The sequence below is a fragment of the Thioalkalivibrio thiocyanodenitrificans ARhD 1 genome (assembly GCF_000378965.1).
Classification (GTDB): Bacteria; Pseudomonadota; Gammaproteobacteria; order Ectothiorhodospirales; family Ectothiorhodospiraceae; genus Thioalkalivibrio_A; species Thioalkalivibrio_A thiocyanodenitrificans.
The window spans coordinates 1,149,462-1,165,803 of the sequence record NZ_KB900536.1 but is presented as its reverse complement, the minus strand read 5'-3'; the positions used below and the strand labels follow the sequence as shown (position 1 = coordinate 1,165,803).

The window sequence follows — 16,342 nt, the reverse complement described above, 5'->3', positions numbered from 1 at the left end:
TTTGCCGTTGTCCCTGCCAGTGGGGCTCAGAAGGTGCCGCCGTTCCAGCCCCATAGCTTACGGGGCGCATTGGCAAATTCAATATACACCCGGTCCCGGGACACATTGATCTCCGCTTCCATGAGATTGCAGAGCAACAGGGAGAGCTCTCCGGTTGCGGTTTCCGGGAGCCCGATGCTCTTCAGTTCCATATACACCAGCGCCGCATCGTCGCCGGCGAAGAGCATGTCCGGGTTGCGGTTGAAGCGCACCATGACAAAGCGTTCCGGCTTGCCCAATTGCTCCGCAACCATGCGTGATGCCGTCTTCAGCAGATGCGCGATGGACGAATCGTCCACGGTCTGGTTGGTCTCGATACTCAGCAGGGGCATGGGCAGCGGGATCCTTCGGATGTCGTTGCGGGGCAGGCTGTCATGAAACCCGCGCCCCGGTTCGCGCCATGCGGCCTGCGGGGCGCGGATCGGGCATCATGGCGCCGGGTGGCGGGTATGCATCAGTCGCGGCAGAACTCCTGGATCTGCTCGCGGGTCGCCGCGATCCTGGTCTGGCGCTCTTCCTCGTCGATGACGCGATACTGGTCGTTATCCCGGATGGTGACGCGGCCGCCCCGGGCAGTGAGGATTTCCAGGTTGGTTCGGGCGCGTGCGCAGTTTTCGGCGCGGATGCGTTCGGAGACTTCCTGGCGTTCCCGCTCCTCCTGCTCGGCGCGGGTCTCTTCGTGTCGCTGATCGCGCTCTTCCATGGCACGTTCCAGACGCTCCTGGGGCGCCCGGTCGACCCGGGGAGCCGCTCGGGTGATGGGTGTCGCATCCACGCCAGGTGGCGGCGCCTGACCGTAATGCACCATGCCTTGCGAATCCGTCCACCGGTACACGGTGTCCTGGGCTGTCAGCGGGGGCGGGAGCAGCCCCATGACCAGAAGCAGCGCGGCGATCGCGAAAGGGGTGATACGGATGATTTCGGGACAACTCATGGGCATCAGTCTCCTTGCGGCAAGCTTAACAGAAAGCACCCGCCGGTCCCCGGGGGTGGCGGGTGATGATTTCTATATACTTGACCCGTGCAGGTCACGCCATGACAGACGTCCGTTGTCTGACCGAAGGGACCTGCGCGGGGCGTCGGCGGCGTGTCGGGAGTTGCCCGTGGGCGGGGCGGTGGTTGTTCCGTGTGGCGGATGCTTGTATATTAGAAAAATCTAATATTACTCCATCCCTCGCCGCTGCCGGCGGGGACCGATCCAGCAGGGGAGACGAGCATGGACAGGCAATTGAACCGCAGTATAGCCATCCTGGCCCCGGTCCTGGCCGTGGTACTGGGCGGCGGGGTGACCGGAACCGCCGTGGCGGTGCCTTTCGAGACGGCCCGGGCGGAGCGCCAGCTCACGGTTCAGGAGCAGGTGCTGGACGGACGCGTGGAGGCGGTGCATCGGGCCACGGTGTCGGCCCAGACGTCCGGACGCATTGTGGAGCTGGTCTACGATGTGGACGAGTTCGTGGAGGAGGGCGCCCTGATTGCCCGCCTGCGCGATACCGAGCAGCGCGCCCGCCTGAACCAGGCCAGCGCCGCCCTGCGCGAGGCCGAGGCCCGGTTCAGCGAGGCGGAAGCCGAGTATGAGCGCATCCGCGGGATCTTCGAGCGGCAGCTGGTTGCCCGGGCCGAGATGGACAGGGCCACCGCCGCCCGGGATTCGGCCCGGGCCCGGCTGGAATCCGCCCGTGCGGCCGTGGCCGGGGCCGAGGAACAGCTGGAATACACGCGTGTGCGCGCGCCCTATGCGGGCATTGTGACCGAGCGCTTCGTGGAGGTGGGCGAGAGCGTTAGCCCCGGGCAGCCGTTGATTGCGGGTATCTCGCTGGAGGTCCTGCGGGTGACCACCGACGTGCCCCAGCGTCATATCGGGGCGGTGCGTGAACTGGGCCGAGCGCGGGTGTTTCACGACGGCGAAACGCCGGTCGACGCCGATGGCCTGACCTTCTTTCCCTACGCCGATCCCGCCACCAACACCTTCAGCGTGCGCGTGGACCTTCCTGTGGGCACCGAGGGACTGTTCCCGGGCATGTTCGTGAAAGTCGCCTTCGCGGTGGGTGAGCGCGAGCGTCTGGTCGTGCCCGAGCGTGCCGTGGTGTACCGGGGTGAACTGGTCGGCGTCTATGTGGTGGACGAGACCGAGCGAGTCAGCCTTCGCCAGATCCGCGCCGGTCGTGTCCTGGACGACGGCATGATCGAGGTCCTGGCCGGCCTGGAGGCCGGCGAGCGGGTGGCCCTGGAGCCGGTGCACGCCACCCTGTACCTGAAGGAGCAGCGGGAGACGACCCCATGAGTGACGGCGGCATGGGTATCTCGGGCCGCATTGCCGGCAAGTTTCTCACTTCCGAGATCACGCCCCTGCTGGCCCTGGTGGGCCTGCTGCTGGGGCTGTTCGCCGTCATGGTCACGCCCCGGGAGGAAGAGCCCCAGATCAATGTGACCTTCGCCAACGTGTTCATCCCCTTCCCGGGGGCCACGGCCCGGGAGGTGGCGCAGCTGGTGAGCTCCCCCGCAGAGCAGGTGCTCTCGGAGATCGAAGGGCTCGAACATGTCTATTCCGTATCGCAGCCGGGCATGTCCGTGCTCACGGTTCAGTTCAAGGTGGGCGAGGACCGCACCGCGGCCATCGTGCGCCTCTACAACCAGATCTTCTCCAACCAGGACTGGCTGCCGCAGGGCCTGGGTGTGGGCCAGCCCATCATCAAGCCGAGAGGCATCGACGATGTGCCCATCGTGGCCGTCACCCTCTGGACCGAGGACGAGTCCCGCGGTGCCCATGAACTGCTGCGTGTCGCCCACGGCCTCGAGACCGAACTCAAACGCGTGCCGGGCACGCGGGACATCTACACCATCGGCGGTCCGGACCATGTGGTGCACGTCGTGCTCGATCCGCAGCGCGTTGCCGGCTACGGCATCGGCCTGGATGAACTGCGCATGGCGCTTCAGGCCAGCAACTTCTCCCGGGACACCGGCGCGCTGGTGCGGGACAACATGGAGATTCCGGTACAGGCGGGCACCTTCCTGACCAGCGCCGAGGAGATCGCTGAGCTGGTGGTAGGGGTGCGCGACGGACGTCCCGTGTTTCTCTCCGATGTCGCCGAGGTTCGCCACGGCCCGGCGCCGCCGGTTAGCCATGTCCGCTTCGGACTGGGCGTGGCATCGGGCGAGGAGACGGTGGCGGGAATGACCCAGCCCGCGGTGACGCTGGCCATCGCCAAGCAGCCGGGCACCAACGCGGTGGACATTGCCGACAGGATCATGGAACGCCTGGACCAGGTGCGCGGCACCTTCATCCCGGAGGGGGTGAACACCACGATTAGCCGCAATTACGGCGTTACCGCGGACGACAAGGCCCGCACCCTGATCCGGAAACTCATCCTGGCCACCGGTTCCGTGGTGATCCTGGTCTGGCTGGCACTGGGGTGGCGCGAGGCCTTTATCGTCGGCACGGCGGTGGTCATCACGCTCGCCATCACCCTGTTCGCTTCCTGGGCCTACGGCTTCACCCTCAACCGCGTGTCGCTGTTCGCCCTGATCTTCTCCATCGGCATTCTGGTGGATGATGCCATCGTGGTGGTGGAGAACATCCACCGGCACATGCAGATGGGCAGGAAGAAGCTGCTGGAGGCCATTCCACTGGCAGTGGACGAGGTGGGCGGCCCCACGATCCTCGCCACTTTCACGGTGATCGCCGCCCTGCTGCCCATGGCGTTCGTGACAGGGCTTATGGGGCCCTATATGAGTCCCATCCCCATCAACGCCAGCATGGGCATGATCATCTCCCTGGCGGTGGCCTACGTGGTCACCCCGTGGATGACCTACAAGATGCTGCGCCGCCAGGCCGAGGCCCGGCCGCACGCGGATGGCGGTCAGGGCCACTCCGAGGAGGCCAGCGGCTGGCTGATGCGCCTTTCCGAGCACAGCGTGGGACCCTTCCTGCGCGGTGACAAGGCCAGGGTGCGCCGCTGGGGCCTTTATGGCGGGATGGTGGTGTTGATCCTCGCCTCGGTCTCCCTGGTCTATTTTCAGGCGGTGGTGCTCAAGATGCTGCCGTTTGACGACAAGTCCGAGTTTCAGGTGGTGCTGGACATGCGCGAAGGCTCGAGCCTGGAGCAGACCAGTCGGGTCCTGCACGAGATGGGCGCCTATCTCGCCACCGTGCCCGAGGTGACCGATTACCAGCTCTATGCCGGCACCGCGTCACCCATCAACTTCAACGGCCTCGTGCGCCAGTATTATCTGCGCGAGGGCGCGCACATGGGTGATATCCAGGTGAACCTTCTGGACGCCTCCGAGCGCAAGCGCAAGAGCCACGACGTGGCGCTCTCGGTGCGTGATCCGTTGCGCGAGATCGCCGCCCGGTATGACGCGTCGGTCAAGGTGGTGGAGGTGCCGCCGGGTCCCCCGGTGCTCTCGCCCATCGTGGCCGAGGTCTACGGATTGGATTACGAGGGGCAGATCGAAGTGGCCCGCCAGCTCCGGCAGGTCTTCGAGGCCACCGATGGCATCGTGGATGTGGACGACAGCGTGGAGTTTCCGGGTCCGCGCCTGATCCTGGAGGTGGACCGCCAGAAGGCGGCCCTGCTGGGCGTCTCCCAGCAGGCGGTGGTCAACGCCGTGGACACGGTGATGAGCGGCGATGACGCCACCTACCTCTATGGCGTGAACGTGAAGTATGCCGTGCCCGTGCGCCTGGAATTCGACCTGGCCGACAAGGCGGAGATCGATTCCGTGCTCGCGCTCAAGGTGCGTTCACAGGGCGGTGCGCTCGTGCCGCTGTCGGAACTGGTGAACGTGGTGGAGACCACCCGGGAGCATTCCATCCACCACAAGGACCTGCTGCCGGTGGTGTACGTGACGGGCGATATGGCGGGTGAGCTGGACAGCCCGCTCTACGGCATGTTCGACCTCGTCTTCCAGTTGCGGGACCTGCCGCTGGCGTTCGGCAGAAACATCCAGCAGTACTTCATCTCCCAGCCGGACGACCCTTACTTCTACAGTCTCAAGTGGGACGGGGAATGGCAGGTCACCTATGAAACCTTCCGGGACATGGGTATCGCCTACTCGGTGGGGCTGGTGCTCATCTACCTGCTGGTCGTGGCCCAGTTCCGCTCTTACATGGTGCCCCTGATCATCATGGCGCCCATCCCGCTCACGGTGATCGGCGTGATGCCCGGGCATGCGCTCATGGATGCCTTCTTCATGGATGCCAAGTTCACGGCCACCTCCATGATCGGCATGATTGCCCTGGCCGGTATCATCGTGCGCAACTCCATCCTGCTGGTGGATTTCGTCAACGACGAGCTGCGCCGGGGTGAGGCCGCGGAGGACGCGGTGATCCGTGCCGGGGCCGTTCGCGCCAAGCCCATCGTGCTGACCGGTCTGGCCGCCATGGTGGGCGCCGGTTTCATCATCGACGATCCGATCTTCAGCGGTCTCGCCATATCGCTCATCTTCGGCATTCTGGTGTCCACGGTGCTTACCCTCCTGGTGATCCCGGTGCTCTACTACAGTTACATCAGGAACCGTCTGCATCTGGTCAGAGCGGATTGAAGGCGTGAGGCGTGAGGCGTGAGGCGCCCGCCGGGCACGGTTTATTGATCAAGATCAATGAAGCTTTGCGGAACCGGGCTAGACTTGATGATGAGTCACATCGGGATGCAGGAGGTATCCTGCGATGGATCCGGACGGGCGTGCAGAATGGCGTAGTGGCATTGCCGCCGTGAATCCCTGGTTACTGAGCGGCACTGAGATCCGCCGCCTGCAGGTTGCCAGTGGTGAGGCGCCGTGTTTCGGCACGAGGACCCGGATTGGCTGTGACCGCGCAGACTGTCGTCTGGCGCGACGCTGCACGGGGCGCCTGGTGGCTCACTGGAAACGCTAACCTACCCCTCTTCGTCCCCCAAACCCCTATCTGGACCCTCCCCGGGGTAACCTCCGGGGACGCTTTTTTCTGTCCGTGGCCCGCGGCGGCGTGTCGGGGTCATAACGCCTGTCCGGCCCCGGGTTGCGCTTGCCGCAGGATGTCATCCCGAGGGAATCGCGAGCAGACGAAGCCGCTCCGGGATACCGTGCCGGCCGCGCCCCGGTGCCGCCGGTCAACGATTCTCGCGCCGTGCGACCGCCAGCAGCACCCGGTCCAGCAAAGCGGTGGACAGCAGGCGGCGCAGGGTGCCCAGCAGATACGTGGGGACGGTGACGTAGTAGCGGGCGCGGGGCCGCGGGCTTTCCAGGGCATGAATGACCTTCTTCAGCACCGCTTCGGGCGGCAGGGTGAAAGGGGCTGCCGGACCCTCCCTGGTGAGGCGCCGCTCAGCGGCGGCGTAACGCTCCCGGAAGACGCTGCGCTCCCGGTCGATGTTTCTCAGGAACGCCGCATGGGCATTCGCCCGGAAGCGGCTTTCGACAGGGCCGGGTTCCACCAGGCTCACATGCACGCCGCTGCCCGCGAGTTCCAGGCGCAGGGTATCCGTGAGGCCCTCCAGGGCATGCTTGGAGCAGTTGTAGGCACCGCGAAAGGGCAACGACACCAGGCCCAGCACAGAGCTGTTCTGGATGATCCGTCCTTCGCCGGCCCGGCGCATGACGGGCAGCACCCGATTGGTCAGTTCCAGCCAGCCCAGCAGGTTGGTCTCCAGTTGTGCCCGCAGCACGCCCCGGGACAGGTCCTCCACGGCACCGGGCTGGCCATAGGCGCCGTTGTTGAACAACGCGTACAACTGCCCGCCGGTGCGCTCCAGTACCTGCTCCACGGCGGCGGCAATGCTGCCGCTGTCATCCAGATCCAGATGCAGGGCCTCCAGGCCCTCCTGGCTCAGGCGCGCCACGTCCCGGGTCCTGCGTGCGGTGGCGAACACCCGGTATCCCCGTGCCTTCAGGCCATGGGCCACGCAATGACCGATGCCGCTGGAACAGCCGGTGATGAGGACAGTGCGCGGTGCAGTCGGCATGGGGGGGTCTTTGAAGGATGAAGGGTGAAGGATGAAGGATGAAGGATGAAGGATGAATGCGAAGGGTAACCGGTAGGATGGGTCAAGCGAAGCGGACCCATGCGGACCGGTGGATCACAGCGAGCATATCGGCAGCCGCAGTAGAAGGGTGGTTAGTAAGTCAGCGTGAGGACGTCGTCCTCGATGGCCGCACCGAGAAACGCGGCCACACCGCGAATGCCGTCCAGTTCCGGGATGCTGTTGTCCTCGGTCAATTGGTGTGTGGCCGCCGCCCCGGCGCAGGCGTAGAATTTCACGCCGGCCTCGTGCGCATCCCGCATGAAGCTGTAGATGGATTTTTCCCTGTTTTCCGCGGGATACAACTGATCGGCGACACCCCTGACCAGGAGCCGGGTGGTGCGGGCCGCGAAGTGGATCTCCACCTTGAGGTCCATGGCTGCCGCCACCGCGGCCTGGAAGAAGGGTGCCCCCAGGTTGTCGGGCACCTCCATGTCCACATTCAGCAACAGGATGACGACTTTGTCTGCCATGCAATGGTCCCCCCGGACCCGGATACCTTCGAGCGGCCCGGTGTGGTATTCCGGCAAACCGGCCCCATATAATTCAGCGACAATACTGACCGATTTGATGAGGGATTGAAAATGCCCATCTACGAGTACGAGTGCGGCGCCTGCGGTCACCGGCTGGAGGCCATCCAGAAGCTCAGTGACGCGCCCTTGACCGTGTGCCCCGAGTGCGGCAAACCGGCGCTGTCCAAGCTGGTGTCCGCGGCCGGGTTCCGGCTCGGGGGCAGCGGCTGGTACGAGACGGACTTCAAGAGCAAGAACAAGCGCAACCTCAAGGACGGCGGGGGTGAGTCGGCCAAGCCGGACGCCAAGCCCAAGGAGACGAAGAAAACGAAGAAGCCGGATACGGCCAAGGCGGCGGCAGCCGGCTGATGCCTCTTTCCGAACAGCGGCCCCGGCTCGTCGCCCTGCGCAGGTATCTGATTACGGGGCTGGTGGTCTGGGTGCCGCTGGTGATCACCTTCTTTGTCCTGAAGTTCCTGGTGGATCTGATGGACAACAGCCTGCTGCTCCTGCCCCCTGCCTGGCGGCCGGAGGCGTTGTTCGGATTCAAGATCCCCGGCCTGGGGGTGCTGCTGGCGGCGGTCATCCTGCTGCTGACGGGGCTTGTCACGGCTAATCTGGTGGGGCGCAAGCTCGTTGAGCTGTGGGAAGGCATCGTTCAGCACATCCCCCTGGTGCGCACCATCTACTCGGCCGTGAAGCAGGTCATGGAGACCCTGCTGGGCAACGGCGGGGATTCCTTCCGCAAGGTGCTCATGATCGAGTATCCGCGCAAGGGGTTGTGGACCCTGGCCTTTCAGACCGGCGTCGGGGTCGGGGAGATGCAGCACCGCACCCACAGGGAAGTGCTCACCGTGTTCGTGCCCACCACGCCCAACCCTACCTCCGGCTTCATCATCCTGGTGCCTCGCGACGACGTGGTGGAGCTGGACATGACCGTGGAGGACGGCCTGAAGCTGGTCATGTCCCTGGGCGTGGTGACGCCGAAATGGCCCCCGGCGCCCAAAGCCGGGCGCGGCGGCGAAGTTGCGCCCCCCCAGTCCAAGTCGTAACATTGCCGCCTTTTCAGGGCATTACACCGCGCGATTCCCGTTCCCCGGCGCACCCGCGCCTTTGGCGGTGAACTCATTCAACCAAGAAGGGCAAGTCATGCGTAGTCATTTCTGCGGGGCCGTCAACGAATCACACCTGGACCAGGAAGTGACCCTGTGCGGTTGGGTCAATCGGCGCCGGGACCATGGAGGCGTGATCTTCATCGACCTGCGCGACCGGGAGGGCCTGGTGCAGGTGGTGTTCGACCCTGACCTGCCCGAGGTGTTCACCACTGCCGAGCGGGTGCGCAGCGAGTATGTACTCGCCGTGCGCGGCCGGGTGCGCCGCCGCCCGGAGGGCACGGTCAACCCGGACCTGCCCAGCGGCGCGGTTGAGGTGCTGGGTCAGGACCTGACCGTGCTCAATGCCGCGGAGACGCCCCCCTTCCAGCTGGAGGAGGACGACGTCAACGAAGAAACGAGGCTGCGCTACCGCTACGTGGACCTGCGCCGCCCCGCCATGCAGACGCGCCTGCAGATGCGCGCGCACATCAGCCGCACCCTGCGCCGGTTCCTCGAGGACAACGGCTTTCTCGATATCGAGACCCCGATGCTCACCAAGGCGACCCCGGAAGGCGCGCGCGACTACATCGTGCCCAGCCGCACCCATCCGGGCAGTTTCTTCGCGCTGCCCCAGTCGCCGCAACTGTTCAAGCAGCTGCTGATGATGGGGGGACTGGACCGCTACTACCAGATCGTGCGCTGCTTCCGCGACGAGGACCTGCGTGCCGACCGCCAGCCCGAGTTCACCCAGCTCGATATCGAGACCTCGTTCATGGACGAGGAGGGTGTCATGGGGCTCATGGAGGAGATGCTGCGCGAGCTGTTTGCCCAGGTGCTGGAGGTGCCCCTGCACGCCCCCTTCCCGCGCATGAGTCACGCCGAGGCCATGGCGCGCTACGGATCCGACAAGCCGGACCTGCGCATTCCCCTGGAGCTGACGGAACTGACCGACGTGATGGGCGAGGTGGATTTCAAGGTCTTCTCCGGTCCCGCACAGGATCCCGCGGGCCGGGTCGCGGCACTGCGGCTGCCCGGGGGCGGGGCGCTGTCGCGCAAGGAGATCGACGATTACACGGCCTTCGTCGGCCGTTACGGCGCCAAGGGTCTGGCATACATCAAGGTCAACGACATCAACGCCGGCCGCGAGGGCCTGCAGTCGCCCATTCTCAAGTTCCTGCCGGACACGGTGGTGGTGGAGATCCTGGACCGCACCGGCGCCCGGGACGGGGATCTCCTGTTCTTCGGCGCGGACAAGGCCCGGGTGGTCAACGAATCCCTGGGTGCCCTGCGCGTCCGGGTCGGCCATGACCGGGGCCTGGTGGAGCGCGGCTGGAAGCCCCTCTGGGTGGTGGACTTCCCCATGTTCGAACACGACGAGAAGGACAATCGCTGGGTCGCCCTGCATCATCCCTTTACCGCGCCCCGGGCGGAACGTGTGGAGGACCTTACCGGCCATCCTGGCGAGATGCTGTCGCGCGCCTACGACATGGTGCTCAACGGCACCGAGGTGGGCGGCGGATCCGTGCGTATCCACACCACCGCCATGCAGCAGGCCGTATTCGAGCTTCTGGGCATCGGCGCCGAAGAGGCCAGGGAAAAGTTCGGTTTCCTGCTGGATGCCCTGAAGTACGGCTGCCCGCCCCATGCCGGCATTGCCTTCGGCCTGGACCGCCTGGTCATGCTCATGACCGGCAGCCAGTCCATCCGTGACGTGATGGCCTTCCCCAAGACCCAGACGGCCCATTGCCCGCTCACCGATGCGCCAGCGGAGGTGTCCGAGGCGCAGTTGCGGGAGCTGAGCATCCGCACCCGGAAGCCATCCTCGTAAGGCCAGGAACCTCGCCCCCCCGTAGGAGCCCGCTCCCGCAGGCGATCCGCCAGTTGCCGGGGGTGTTTTTTTCCCAGCCAACCCCATTTCAGGCTGCCTGCGTCGCCTGATCGCCCGGAGGACCGGGCTCCTACGACGGCCTCGGCCCCCCGTAGGAGCCCGCTCCCGCGGGCGATTGCCCCGATCGCCGGGGGAAAGGCTTGCCGCAGGCGCCGTGCAAACCGGGTTCCCTTGGCTCCTGACTCTTGTATCTTGTATCCGTGCCTTCGTTCAAACGACCCGAATCCGTCCTGATCGTCGTCCATGCCCTGGATGGCCAGGTCCTGCTCCTGCGCCGGCGTGAGCCGCCGGATTTCTGGCAATCGGTGACCGGCAGCCTGGAGTGGGGCGAGTTGCCCGAATCCGCGGCCCGGCGGGAGCTCTACGAGGAGACCGGGCTGGATGCCGGGGGTCTCGTGGACTGCCAACTGACGTATCGTTTCCCGATCCATACGGTCTGGCGGCATCGCTACGCCCCCGATGTCCACGAAAATCTGGAGCACGTGTTTCTGTTGGCGCTGCCGGCACCGGTGCCGGTGCGTCTCGAGCCGAGGGAGCACACGGAATACTGCTGGTTGCCGGCGGCCGAGGCCGCCGGGCGCTGCTTCTCCTGGAGCAACGCCCGGGTGATCCGGGAGCGTGTGCTCGGGGAGGACGCGCCCGATGCGTGAGGCGGTGGTGTTTGTCCATGGCCTGTGGATGACCGGGCTCGAGATGACGCCCCTGCGCCGCCGGATGGCCGCCGAAGGCTTTCAATGCCATCAGTTCCGCTATTCCAGCATCCTGGCCGCTCCCGAGTGGAACGCCGCCCGGCTGGACCGGTTCCTGCGTTCCGTGGACGCGGACGTGGTGCACCTGGTGGCCCACAGTCTCGGCGGGCTGGTGGTCGCGCACCTGTTCGAGCGTTATCCCATGCAGCGGCCCGGGCGGGTGGTGATGCTGGGCACCCCGATCAACGGCAGCCGTACCGCCGCCTGCATGGCCCGCACGCCGTTGACCCGCTGGCTGCTCGGGCGCAGCATCAGGCGGGGCCTGCTCGGCGGCGCCCCCCGCTGGAAGGCCGGCCGGGAACTGGGCATGGTGGCGGGAAACCGCGGTTTCGGCATCGGCACGCTGTTCTGTTGGCGGCTGGACACCCCCAATGACGGCACCGTGGCCCTGGCCGAAACCCGCTCGCCGGAGATCAATGCCCATCTCGCTGTGCCCTATGGCCACTTCGGCATGCTCTGGTCGGAGGCGGTGGCGGAGGCAGTGGCCGCCTTCCTCAGGTGGGGCGATTTCACGGCCCGGTCGCCCTAAGTTAGACTATGCCCCTTATGCTGGCCGCCGGGTTCCCGGACCGGTGCGGCGGGCGATTCGGCCCGGGGTCGGGCCTCCTACGTGCTCCATGGTGTCGGTAGGAGCGGCGACCCCGCCGCGAATATCCCCGAATCCAAATCGAATCACGCTAAGAGACAAGACCTCCATGGCAGGACACAGCAAGTGGGCGAACATCCAGCACCGCAAGAATGCCCAGGACGCCAAGCGCGGCAAGCTTTTCACCAAGCTGATCAAGGAAATCACCGTGGCCGCCCGCCTCGGCGGTTCGGACCTGAACGCGAATCCCCGCCTGCGTCTGGCCACCGACAAGGCCCTGGATGCCAACATGACCAAGGACACGGTGGAGCGCGCCATCAAGCGCGGCGCCGGCGAGCTGGAGGGGGTCAACTACGAGGAGCTTCGCTACGAGGGCTACGGCCCCGGCGGCGTGGCGATCATGGTCGACTGCATGACGGACAACCGGAATCGCACCGTGGCCGAGGTGCGTCATGCATTCACCAAGTGCGGCGGCAATCTGGGCACCGACGGTTCGGTGGCCTACCTGTTCGAGAAGCAGGGCATCCTGAGTTATCCGCCGGGCAGCGACGAGGAGCGGATCATGGAGATGGCCCTGGAGGCCGGTGCCGAGGATGTGCTGGCCAACGACGACGGCTCCATCGACGTGCTGACCGCCCCGGACCACTACGAGACCGTGCGCGCCGCCATGACCGGCGCGGGCCTCAGGCCCGAGCGCAGCGAGGTGACCATGCGTGCCGGTACCGCCGCCCCCGTGGACGCCGACAGCGCCCAGGCGCTGCTCAAGCTCCTGGACATGCTGGACGATCTGGACGACGTGCAGAATGTGTATACCAATGCCGACTTCCCCGATGAAGTGATGCAGGCCATGGAAGCCTGAGGGTTTCGCGAGCGATGGTGGAACAGTGGCAAGTCTCAAGTGGCAAGTGGCAAGGAAGAGTCGTTCTTCCCTTGCCACTTGCCACTTGAGACTTGCCACTGCGCATACAATGCGCATATTAGGCATCGACCCCGGTTCCCTGGTGACCGGCTTCGGCATCGTCGACAGTGACGGCAGGACAAGTGCCCATGTGCACAGCGGCTGTATCCGGCTCGGCCGGGCGGACCTGGTGGTGCGCCTGGGACGCATCTTCGAACAGGTGAGCGAACTGGTGGAGGCCCATGCCCCGGATGTGCTGTCCATCGAGCAGGTGTTCGTCTCGCGCAACCCCTCGTCCGCGCTGAAACTGGGCCAGGCCCGGGGCGCGGCGATCTGCGCCGGGGTGCGCGGCGGCCTGCCCGTGGTGGAGTACAGCGCCACGTCCATCAAGCAGGCGGTGGTGGGCACCGGATCCGCCAGCAAGGAACAGGTTCAGCACATGATCACCATGATCCTTGGCCTGAAGGACGCGCCCCTGCCGGATGCCGCCGACGCCCTGGCGGTGGCGCTTTGCCACGCCCATACACGGGCGACCCTCAGCCAGTTGCCCGAAGGCGTCCGGGGGCTTGCCTTCAGGACCCGGGGCAGCCGCCGGAGGTCCCGGCGATGATCGGCCGCCTGCGCGGCGAGCTGGTGAGCAAGCAGCCGCCCTTCCTGCTGCTGGAGGTCCAGGGCGTCGGCTACGAGATCGAGGCGCCCCTGTCCACGTTCTACAACCTGCCGGAACCGGGCGGGCAGGTGACTCTGCATACCCATCTGCACGTGCGCGAGGACGCTCACGTGCTTTACGGCTTCGCCAGCGAGTCCGAGCGGGGGCTTTTCCGAAGCCTGATCCGGGTGAGCGGCGTGGGGGCCAAGATGGCGCTCGCCATCCTCTCGGGCATGAGCGCCGAAGACTTCGCCCGCTGCGTCATGAACGGGGACACGGCCTCCCTGGTGCGCCTGCCGGGGATAGGCCGCAAGACCGCCGAGCGCCTGGTGGTGGAAATGCGCGATCGGCTCGCGTCCCTGCCGGCCACCGCCGCCGTGGCGGGCGGCCAGCAGGCGGCCGCCGCGGCGGCGGCGCCGGACCCCGTGAGCGACGCGGTCTCGGCCCTGGTGTCCCTGGGCTACAGACCCCAGGAGGCAAGCAGGCTGATCAGCGCCGTGGAGGGCGAGGCGGAGCGCTCGGAAGACCTCATCCGGCTGGCGTTGAAGGCGACACTGAAGTGAAGCGCCAGGTGTCGGGTGTCAGGGGAAACGCCCTTTGAAGTGCGGATTTCTTGCTGTGTAACAGAATGTTGTGGTTCTTTTTTCACGTTTTTTCTTGTATCTTGCCTCTGGTATCTTGCCTCTTGAGCAGTCATGCCTGAACGTCTGATCACCGCTGAAGGCTCCAGGGAGGACGAAGCGGCCGAACTTTCCATCCGCCCCCGGCGGCTGGCGGACTACGTGGGCCAGCCGGCGGTGCGCGAACAGATGGAAATCTTCATCGGCGCGGCCCGCGGCCGTTCCGAGGCGCTGGACCATGTGCTGATCTTCGGTCCGCCGGGGCTCGGCAAGACCACCCTTGCCCATATCGTCGCCCACGAACTGGGCGTGAACCTGCGCCACAGCTCGGGGCCCGTGCTGGAGCGCCCGGGAGACCTGGCGGCGCTGCTCACCAACCTGGAACCCCGTGACGTGCTGTTCGTGGACGAGATCCATCGCCTGTCCCCGGTGGTGGAGGAGGTCCTGTATCCGGCGATGGAGGATTTCCAGCTGGACATCGTCATCGGCGAGGGGCCGGCGGCGCGTTCCATCAAGCTGGATCTGCCGCCCTTCACCCTGGTGGGGGCCACCACCCGTGCCGGGCTGCTCACCTCGCCGCTTCGGGACCGCTTCGGCATCGTGCAGCGGCTGGAGTTCTACGCCGCCGAGGATCTCACCCGCATCGTGCAGCGTGCCGCCGGCATCCTGCACGTGGAGCTGGAACCGGCCGGCGCGGTCGAGATCGCCCGGCGCTCCCGGGGGACGCCGCGCATCGCCAACCGGCTGCTCAGGCGGGTGCGTGACTATGCCCAGATGAAGGCCGACGGCGTGATCACCGCGGCCGTGGCGGACCGCGCCCTGGATCTCCTGGACGTGGACGTGCAGGGCTTCGATGCCCAGGACCGCCGCCTGTTGCTGGCGGTGATCGAGAAGTTCGACGGCGGGCCGGTGGGTGTGGACAGCCTGGCGGCGGCCATCGGCGAAGAGCGCGGCACCATCGAGGACGTGGTGGAGCCCTACCTGATCCAGCAGGGTTTCCTCATGCGCACCCCGCGGGGGCGCATGGCCACCGGCAATGCGTATCGCTATTTCGGCCTGGCCGTGCCCGGGGGTGCGGGTGTGGCCGGAGACCTGTTCAGCCCGGCCTCCGGCGACGCCGGTGAAGACAAAGTGTGATCGAGCCCCGTTTCCATGAGCGTGCAATCCAGCAACATGTCGCAGTCAGACAGGACCTTCGTCTGGCCGGTGCGCGTCTACTACGAGGACACGGACGCCGGCGGGGTCGTGTATTACGCCAATTACCTGCGCTTCATGGAGCGCGCCCGCACGGAATGGCTCAGATCTCTCGGATTCGATCAGGCCCGGCTCGTGCAGGAGCGCGGCCTGCTGTTCGCCGTGCGTTCCGTGAAAGTGGACTATCTTCGCCCGGCACGTCTGGACGACCTGCTGGAGGTGACCGCGGCCATCGGGTCCATGGGGCGGGCCAGCCTGCAGTTCGCACAGACGGTCGTCAGGACCGCGGCCGGGTCCGCGCCGGAACTGCTGAGCCGCGGGGAGGTCAAGATTGCCTGTCTGGATGCCGGCAGTTTCAGGCCCCGCAGCGTCCCGGACGATATCCTCGAAGCCCTGTCAGCCCTGGAGGCCGAGACACGTGAGCGTTGATCTTTCCCTGTATCGCCTGATTCTCGAGGCCAGCTTCATCGTGCAACTGGTGATGCTCATCCTTGTCGTGGCCTCCGTGCTGTCCTGGACGGTGATGATCATCAAGTGGCGCGTGCTGCGCGACACGCGGGTCGCCACCGACGAGTTTGAGGAGCGCTTCTGGTCGGGTGTCGACCTGGCCCATCTCTACGAGGGCATCCGGCGCAAGAACGAGGTGTCCGGGCTGGAGCACGTGTTCGTCGCCGGCTTCAAGGAGTTCCTGCGCGGGCGCAAGCAGCGTCACGAACGGGGCGTGACCCTCGGGGAATCCGCCCTGCGCTCCATGCGCGTCGCCGTCTCCCGTGAGGTGGACGGGCTGGAGAGCTATCTGTCGTTCCTGGCCACGGTGGGTTCCACCAGCCCCTATATCGGCCTGTTCGGCACCGTCTGGGGCATCATGCACGCCTTCATCGGGCTCTCCGGCGTACAGACCGCCACGCTGGCCATGGTGGCGCCGGGCATCGCCGAGGCGCTGATCGCCACCGCGCTGGGACTGTTCGCGGCCATCCCGGCGGTGATCGCCTACAATCGCTTCTCCGACGATGTGGACCGCATCGTCACGCGCTACGACAACTTCACCGAGGAGTTCACCTCACTGCTGCAACGACAGGCCCCGGCCACCGAGGAGGCCATGTGATGCGCGCCGGACA

The 16,342-nt window shown here is 66.2% G+C and carries 17 protein-coding genes; 13 read left to right on the top strand and 4 right to left on the bottom strand.

What is annotated here, in order from left to right; genetic code table 11:
* Window positions 1-26 precede the first annotated feature (26 nt).
* Window positions 27-371, bottom strand: coding sequence for a phenylpyruvate tautomerase MIF-related protein (locus THITHI_RS0105470; protein ID WP_018232072.1), 345 nt, complete (start codon window positions 369-371; stop codon window positions 27-29).
* A gap of 122 nt (window positions 372-493) precedes the next feature.
* Window positions 494-973: a DUF4124 domain-containing protein gene (locus THITHI_RS0105465; protein WP_156820479.1), complete on the bottom strand. Its 480-nt coding sequence runs from the start codon at window positions 971-973 to the stop codon at window positions 494-496.
* A 282-nt stretch (window positions 974-1,255) separates the two neighbouring features.
* Between THITHI_RS0105465 and THITHI_RS0105460 the strand changes: the two genes are divergently transcribed.
* The gene (locus THITHI_RS0105460; protein ID WP_018232070.1) at window positions 1,256-2,320 is read left to right on the top strand and encodes an efflux RND transporter periplasmic adaptor subunit; all 1,065 of its coding nucleotides are present in this window, start codon (window positions 1,256-1,258) and stop codon (window positions 2,318-2,320) included.
* Entirely contained in the window at window positions 2,317-5,580 is a 3,264-nt protein-coding gene (locus THITHI_RS0105455; protein ID WP_018232069.1) for an efflux RND transporter permease subunit, read from the top strand. Before THITHI_RS0105460 ends, THITHI_RS0105455 begins: the two co-directional genes overlap by 4 nt.
* A 545-nt stretch (window positions 5,581-6,125) precedes the next feature.
* Here the strand turns inward: THITHI_RS0105455 and THITHI_RS0105450 are convergent.
* Both THITHI_RS0105450 and THITHI_RS0105445 read right to left on the bottom strand, forming a co-directional pair.
* Entirely contained in the window at window positions 6,126-6,977 is an 852-nt protein-coding gene (locus THITHI_RS0105450; protein ID WP_018232068.1) for an SDR family oxidoreductase, read from the bottom strand.
* A 152-nt stretch (window positions 6,978-7,129) separates the two neighbouring features.
* Complete coding sequence (locus THITHI_RS0105445) at window positions 7,130-7,507, bottom strand: DsrE family protein (RefSeq protein WP_026186079.1); 378 nt, start codon at window positions 7,505-7,507, stop codon at window positions 7,130-7,132.
* Window positions 7,508-7,618: 111 nt separating this feature from the next.
* On the opposite strand from THITHI_RS0105445, the gene THITHI_RS0105440 reads away from it, so the two are divergent.
* The 11 genes from THITHI_RS0105440 (at window position 7,619) to tolQ (ending at window position 16,329) form a co-directional block, all read left to right on the top strand.
* Window positions 7,619-7,915, top strand: coding sequence for an FmdB family zinc ribbon protein (locus THITHI_RS0105440; RefSeq protein WP_018232066.1), 297 nt, complete (start codon window positions 7,619-7,621; stop codon window positions 7,913-7,915).
* Complete coding sequence (locus THITHI_RS0105435) at window positions 7,915-8,598, top strand: DUF502 domain-containing protein (protein ID WP_018232065.1); 684 nt, start codon at window positions 7,915-7,917, stop codon at window positions 8,596-8,598. The genes THITHI_RS0105440 and THITHI_RS0105435 overlap by 1 nt, the downstream gene beginning before the upstream one ends.
* Before the next feature lie 97 nt (window positions 8,599-8,695).
* A complete protein-coding gene (gene aspS / locus THITHI_RS0105430) occupies window positions 8,696-10,468 on the top strand; it encodes an aspartate--tRNA ligase (RefSeq protein ID WP_018232064.1) in 1,773 nt (590 codons plus the stop codon).
* 260 nt (window positions 10,469-10,728) lie between these two features.
* A complete protein-coding gene (gene nudB / locus THITHI_RS0105425) occupies window positions 10,729-11,178 on the top strand; it encodes a dihydroneopterin triphosphate diphosphatase (protein WP_232199385.1) in 450 nt (149 codons plus the stop codon).
* Window positions 11,171-11,806, top strand: coding sequence for an esterase/lipase family protein (locus THITHI_RS0105420; RefSeq protein WP_018232062.1), 636 nt, complete (start codon window positions 11,171-11,173; stop codon window positions 11,804-11,806). Before nudB ends, THITHI_RS0105420 begins: the two co-directional genes overlap by 8 nt.
* A gap of 166 nt (window positions 11,807-11,972) precedes the next feature.
* A complete protein-coding gene (locus THITHI_RS0105415) occupies window positions 11,973-12,722 on the top strand; it encodes a YebC/PmpR family DNA-binding transcriptional regulator (protein WP_018232061.1) in 750 nt (249 codons plus the stop codon).
* Between the two features lie 109 nt (window positions 12,723-12,831).
* The gene (gene ruvC / locus THITHI_RS0105410; RefSeq protein WP_018232060.1) at window positions 12,832-13,371 is read left to right on the top strand and encodes a crossover junction endodeoxyribonuclease RuvC; all 540 of its coding nucleotides are present in this window, start codon (window positions 12,832-12,834) and stop codon (window positions 13,369-13,371) included.
* Window positions 13,368-13,973, top strand: a complete 606-nt coding sequence (gene ruvA / locus THITHI_RS0105405) for a Holliday junction branch migration protein RuvA (RefSeq protein WP_018232059.1) — start codon at window positions 13,368-13,370, stop codon at window positions 13,971-13,973. Before ruvC ends, ruvA begins: the two co-directional genes overlap by 4 nt.
* 132 nt (window positions 13,974-14,105) lie before the next feature.
* Entirely contained in the window at window positions 14,106-15,167 is a 1,062-nt protein-coding gene (gene ruvB / locus THITHI_RS0105400; protein ID WP_018232058.1) for a Holliday junction branch migration DNA helicase RuvB, read from the top strand.
* Between the two features lie 36 nt (window positions 15,168-15,203).
* Entirely contained in the window at window positions 15,204-15,653 is a 450-nt protein-coding gene (gene ybgC, locus THITHI_RS0105395) for a tol-pal system-associated acyl-CoA thioesterase (RefSeq protein WP_018232057.1), read from the top strand.
* Window positions 15,643-16,329, top strand: a complete 687-nt coding sequence (tolQ, locus tag THITHI_RS0105390; protein WP_018232056.1) for a protein TolQ — start codon at window positions 15,643-15,645, stop codon at window positions 16,327-16,329. Before ybgC ends, tolQ begins: the two co-directional genes overlap by 11 nt.
* The last annotated feature ends 13 nt before the right edge of the window (window positions 16,330-16,342 follow it).

Coding starts and splice junctions, on each gene's coding strand:
- THITHI_RS0105470 (WP_018232072.1), bottom strand. CDS start 371: ATGCCCCTGCTGAGTATCGAGACCAACCAGACCGTGGACGATTCGTCC.
- THITHI_RS0105465 (WP_156820479.1), bottom strand. CDS start 973: ATGAGTTGTCCCGAAATCATCCGTATCACCCCTTTCGCGATCGCCGCG.
- aspS (WP_018232064.1), top strand. CDS start 8,696: ATGCGTAGTCATTTCTGCGGGGCCGTCAACGAATCACACCTGGACCAG.
- ruvC (WP_018232060.1), top strand. CDS start 12,832: ATGCGCATATTAGGCATCGACCCCGGTTCCCTGGTGACCGGCTTCGGC.
- THITHI_RS0105440 (WP_018232066.1), top strand. CDS start 7,619: ATGCCCATCTACGAGTACGAGTGCGGCGCCTGCGGTCACCGGCTGGAG.
- THITHI_RS0105415 (WP_018232061.1), top strand. CDS start 11,973: ATGGCAGGACACAGCAAGTGGGCGAACATCCAGCACCGCAAGAATGCC.
- THITHI_RS0105435 (WP_018232065.1), top strand. CDS start 7,915: ATGCCTCTTTCCGAACAGCGGCCCCGGCTCGTCGCCCTGCGCAGGTAT.
- ybgC (WP_018232057.1), top strand. CDS start 15,204: ATGTCGCAGTCAGACAGGACCTTCGTCTGGCCGGTGCGCGTCTACTAC.
- THITHI_RS0105450 (WP_018232068.1), bottom strand. CDS start 6,977: ATGCCGACTGCACCGCGCACTGTCCTCATCACCGGCTGTTCCAGCGGC.
- ruvB (WP_018232058.1), top strand. CDS start 14,106: ATGCCTGAACGTCTGATCACCGCTGAAGGCTCCAGGGAGGACGAAGCG.
- THITHI_RS0105445 (WP_026186079.1), bottom strand. CDS start 7,507: ATGGCAGACAAAGTCGTCATCCTGTTGCTGAATGTGGACATGGAGGTG.
- THITHI_RS0105455 (WP_018232069.1), top strand. CDS start 2,317: ATGAGTGACGGCGGCATGGGTATCTCGGGCCGCATTGCCGGCAAGTTT.
- THITHI_RS0105420 (WP_018232062.1), top strand. CDS start 11,171: ATGCGTGAGGCGGTGGTGTTTGTCCATGGCCTGTGGATGACCGGGCTC.
- ruvA (WP_018232059.1), top strand. CDS start 13,368: ATGATCGGCCGCCTGCGCGGCGAGCTGGTGAGCAAGCAGCCGCCCTTC.
- THITHI_RS0105460 (WP_018232070.1), top strand. CDS start 1,256: ATGGACAGGCAATTGAACCGCAGTATAGCCATCCTGGCCCCGGTCCTG.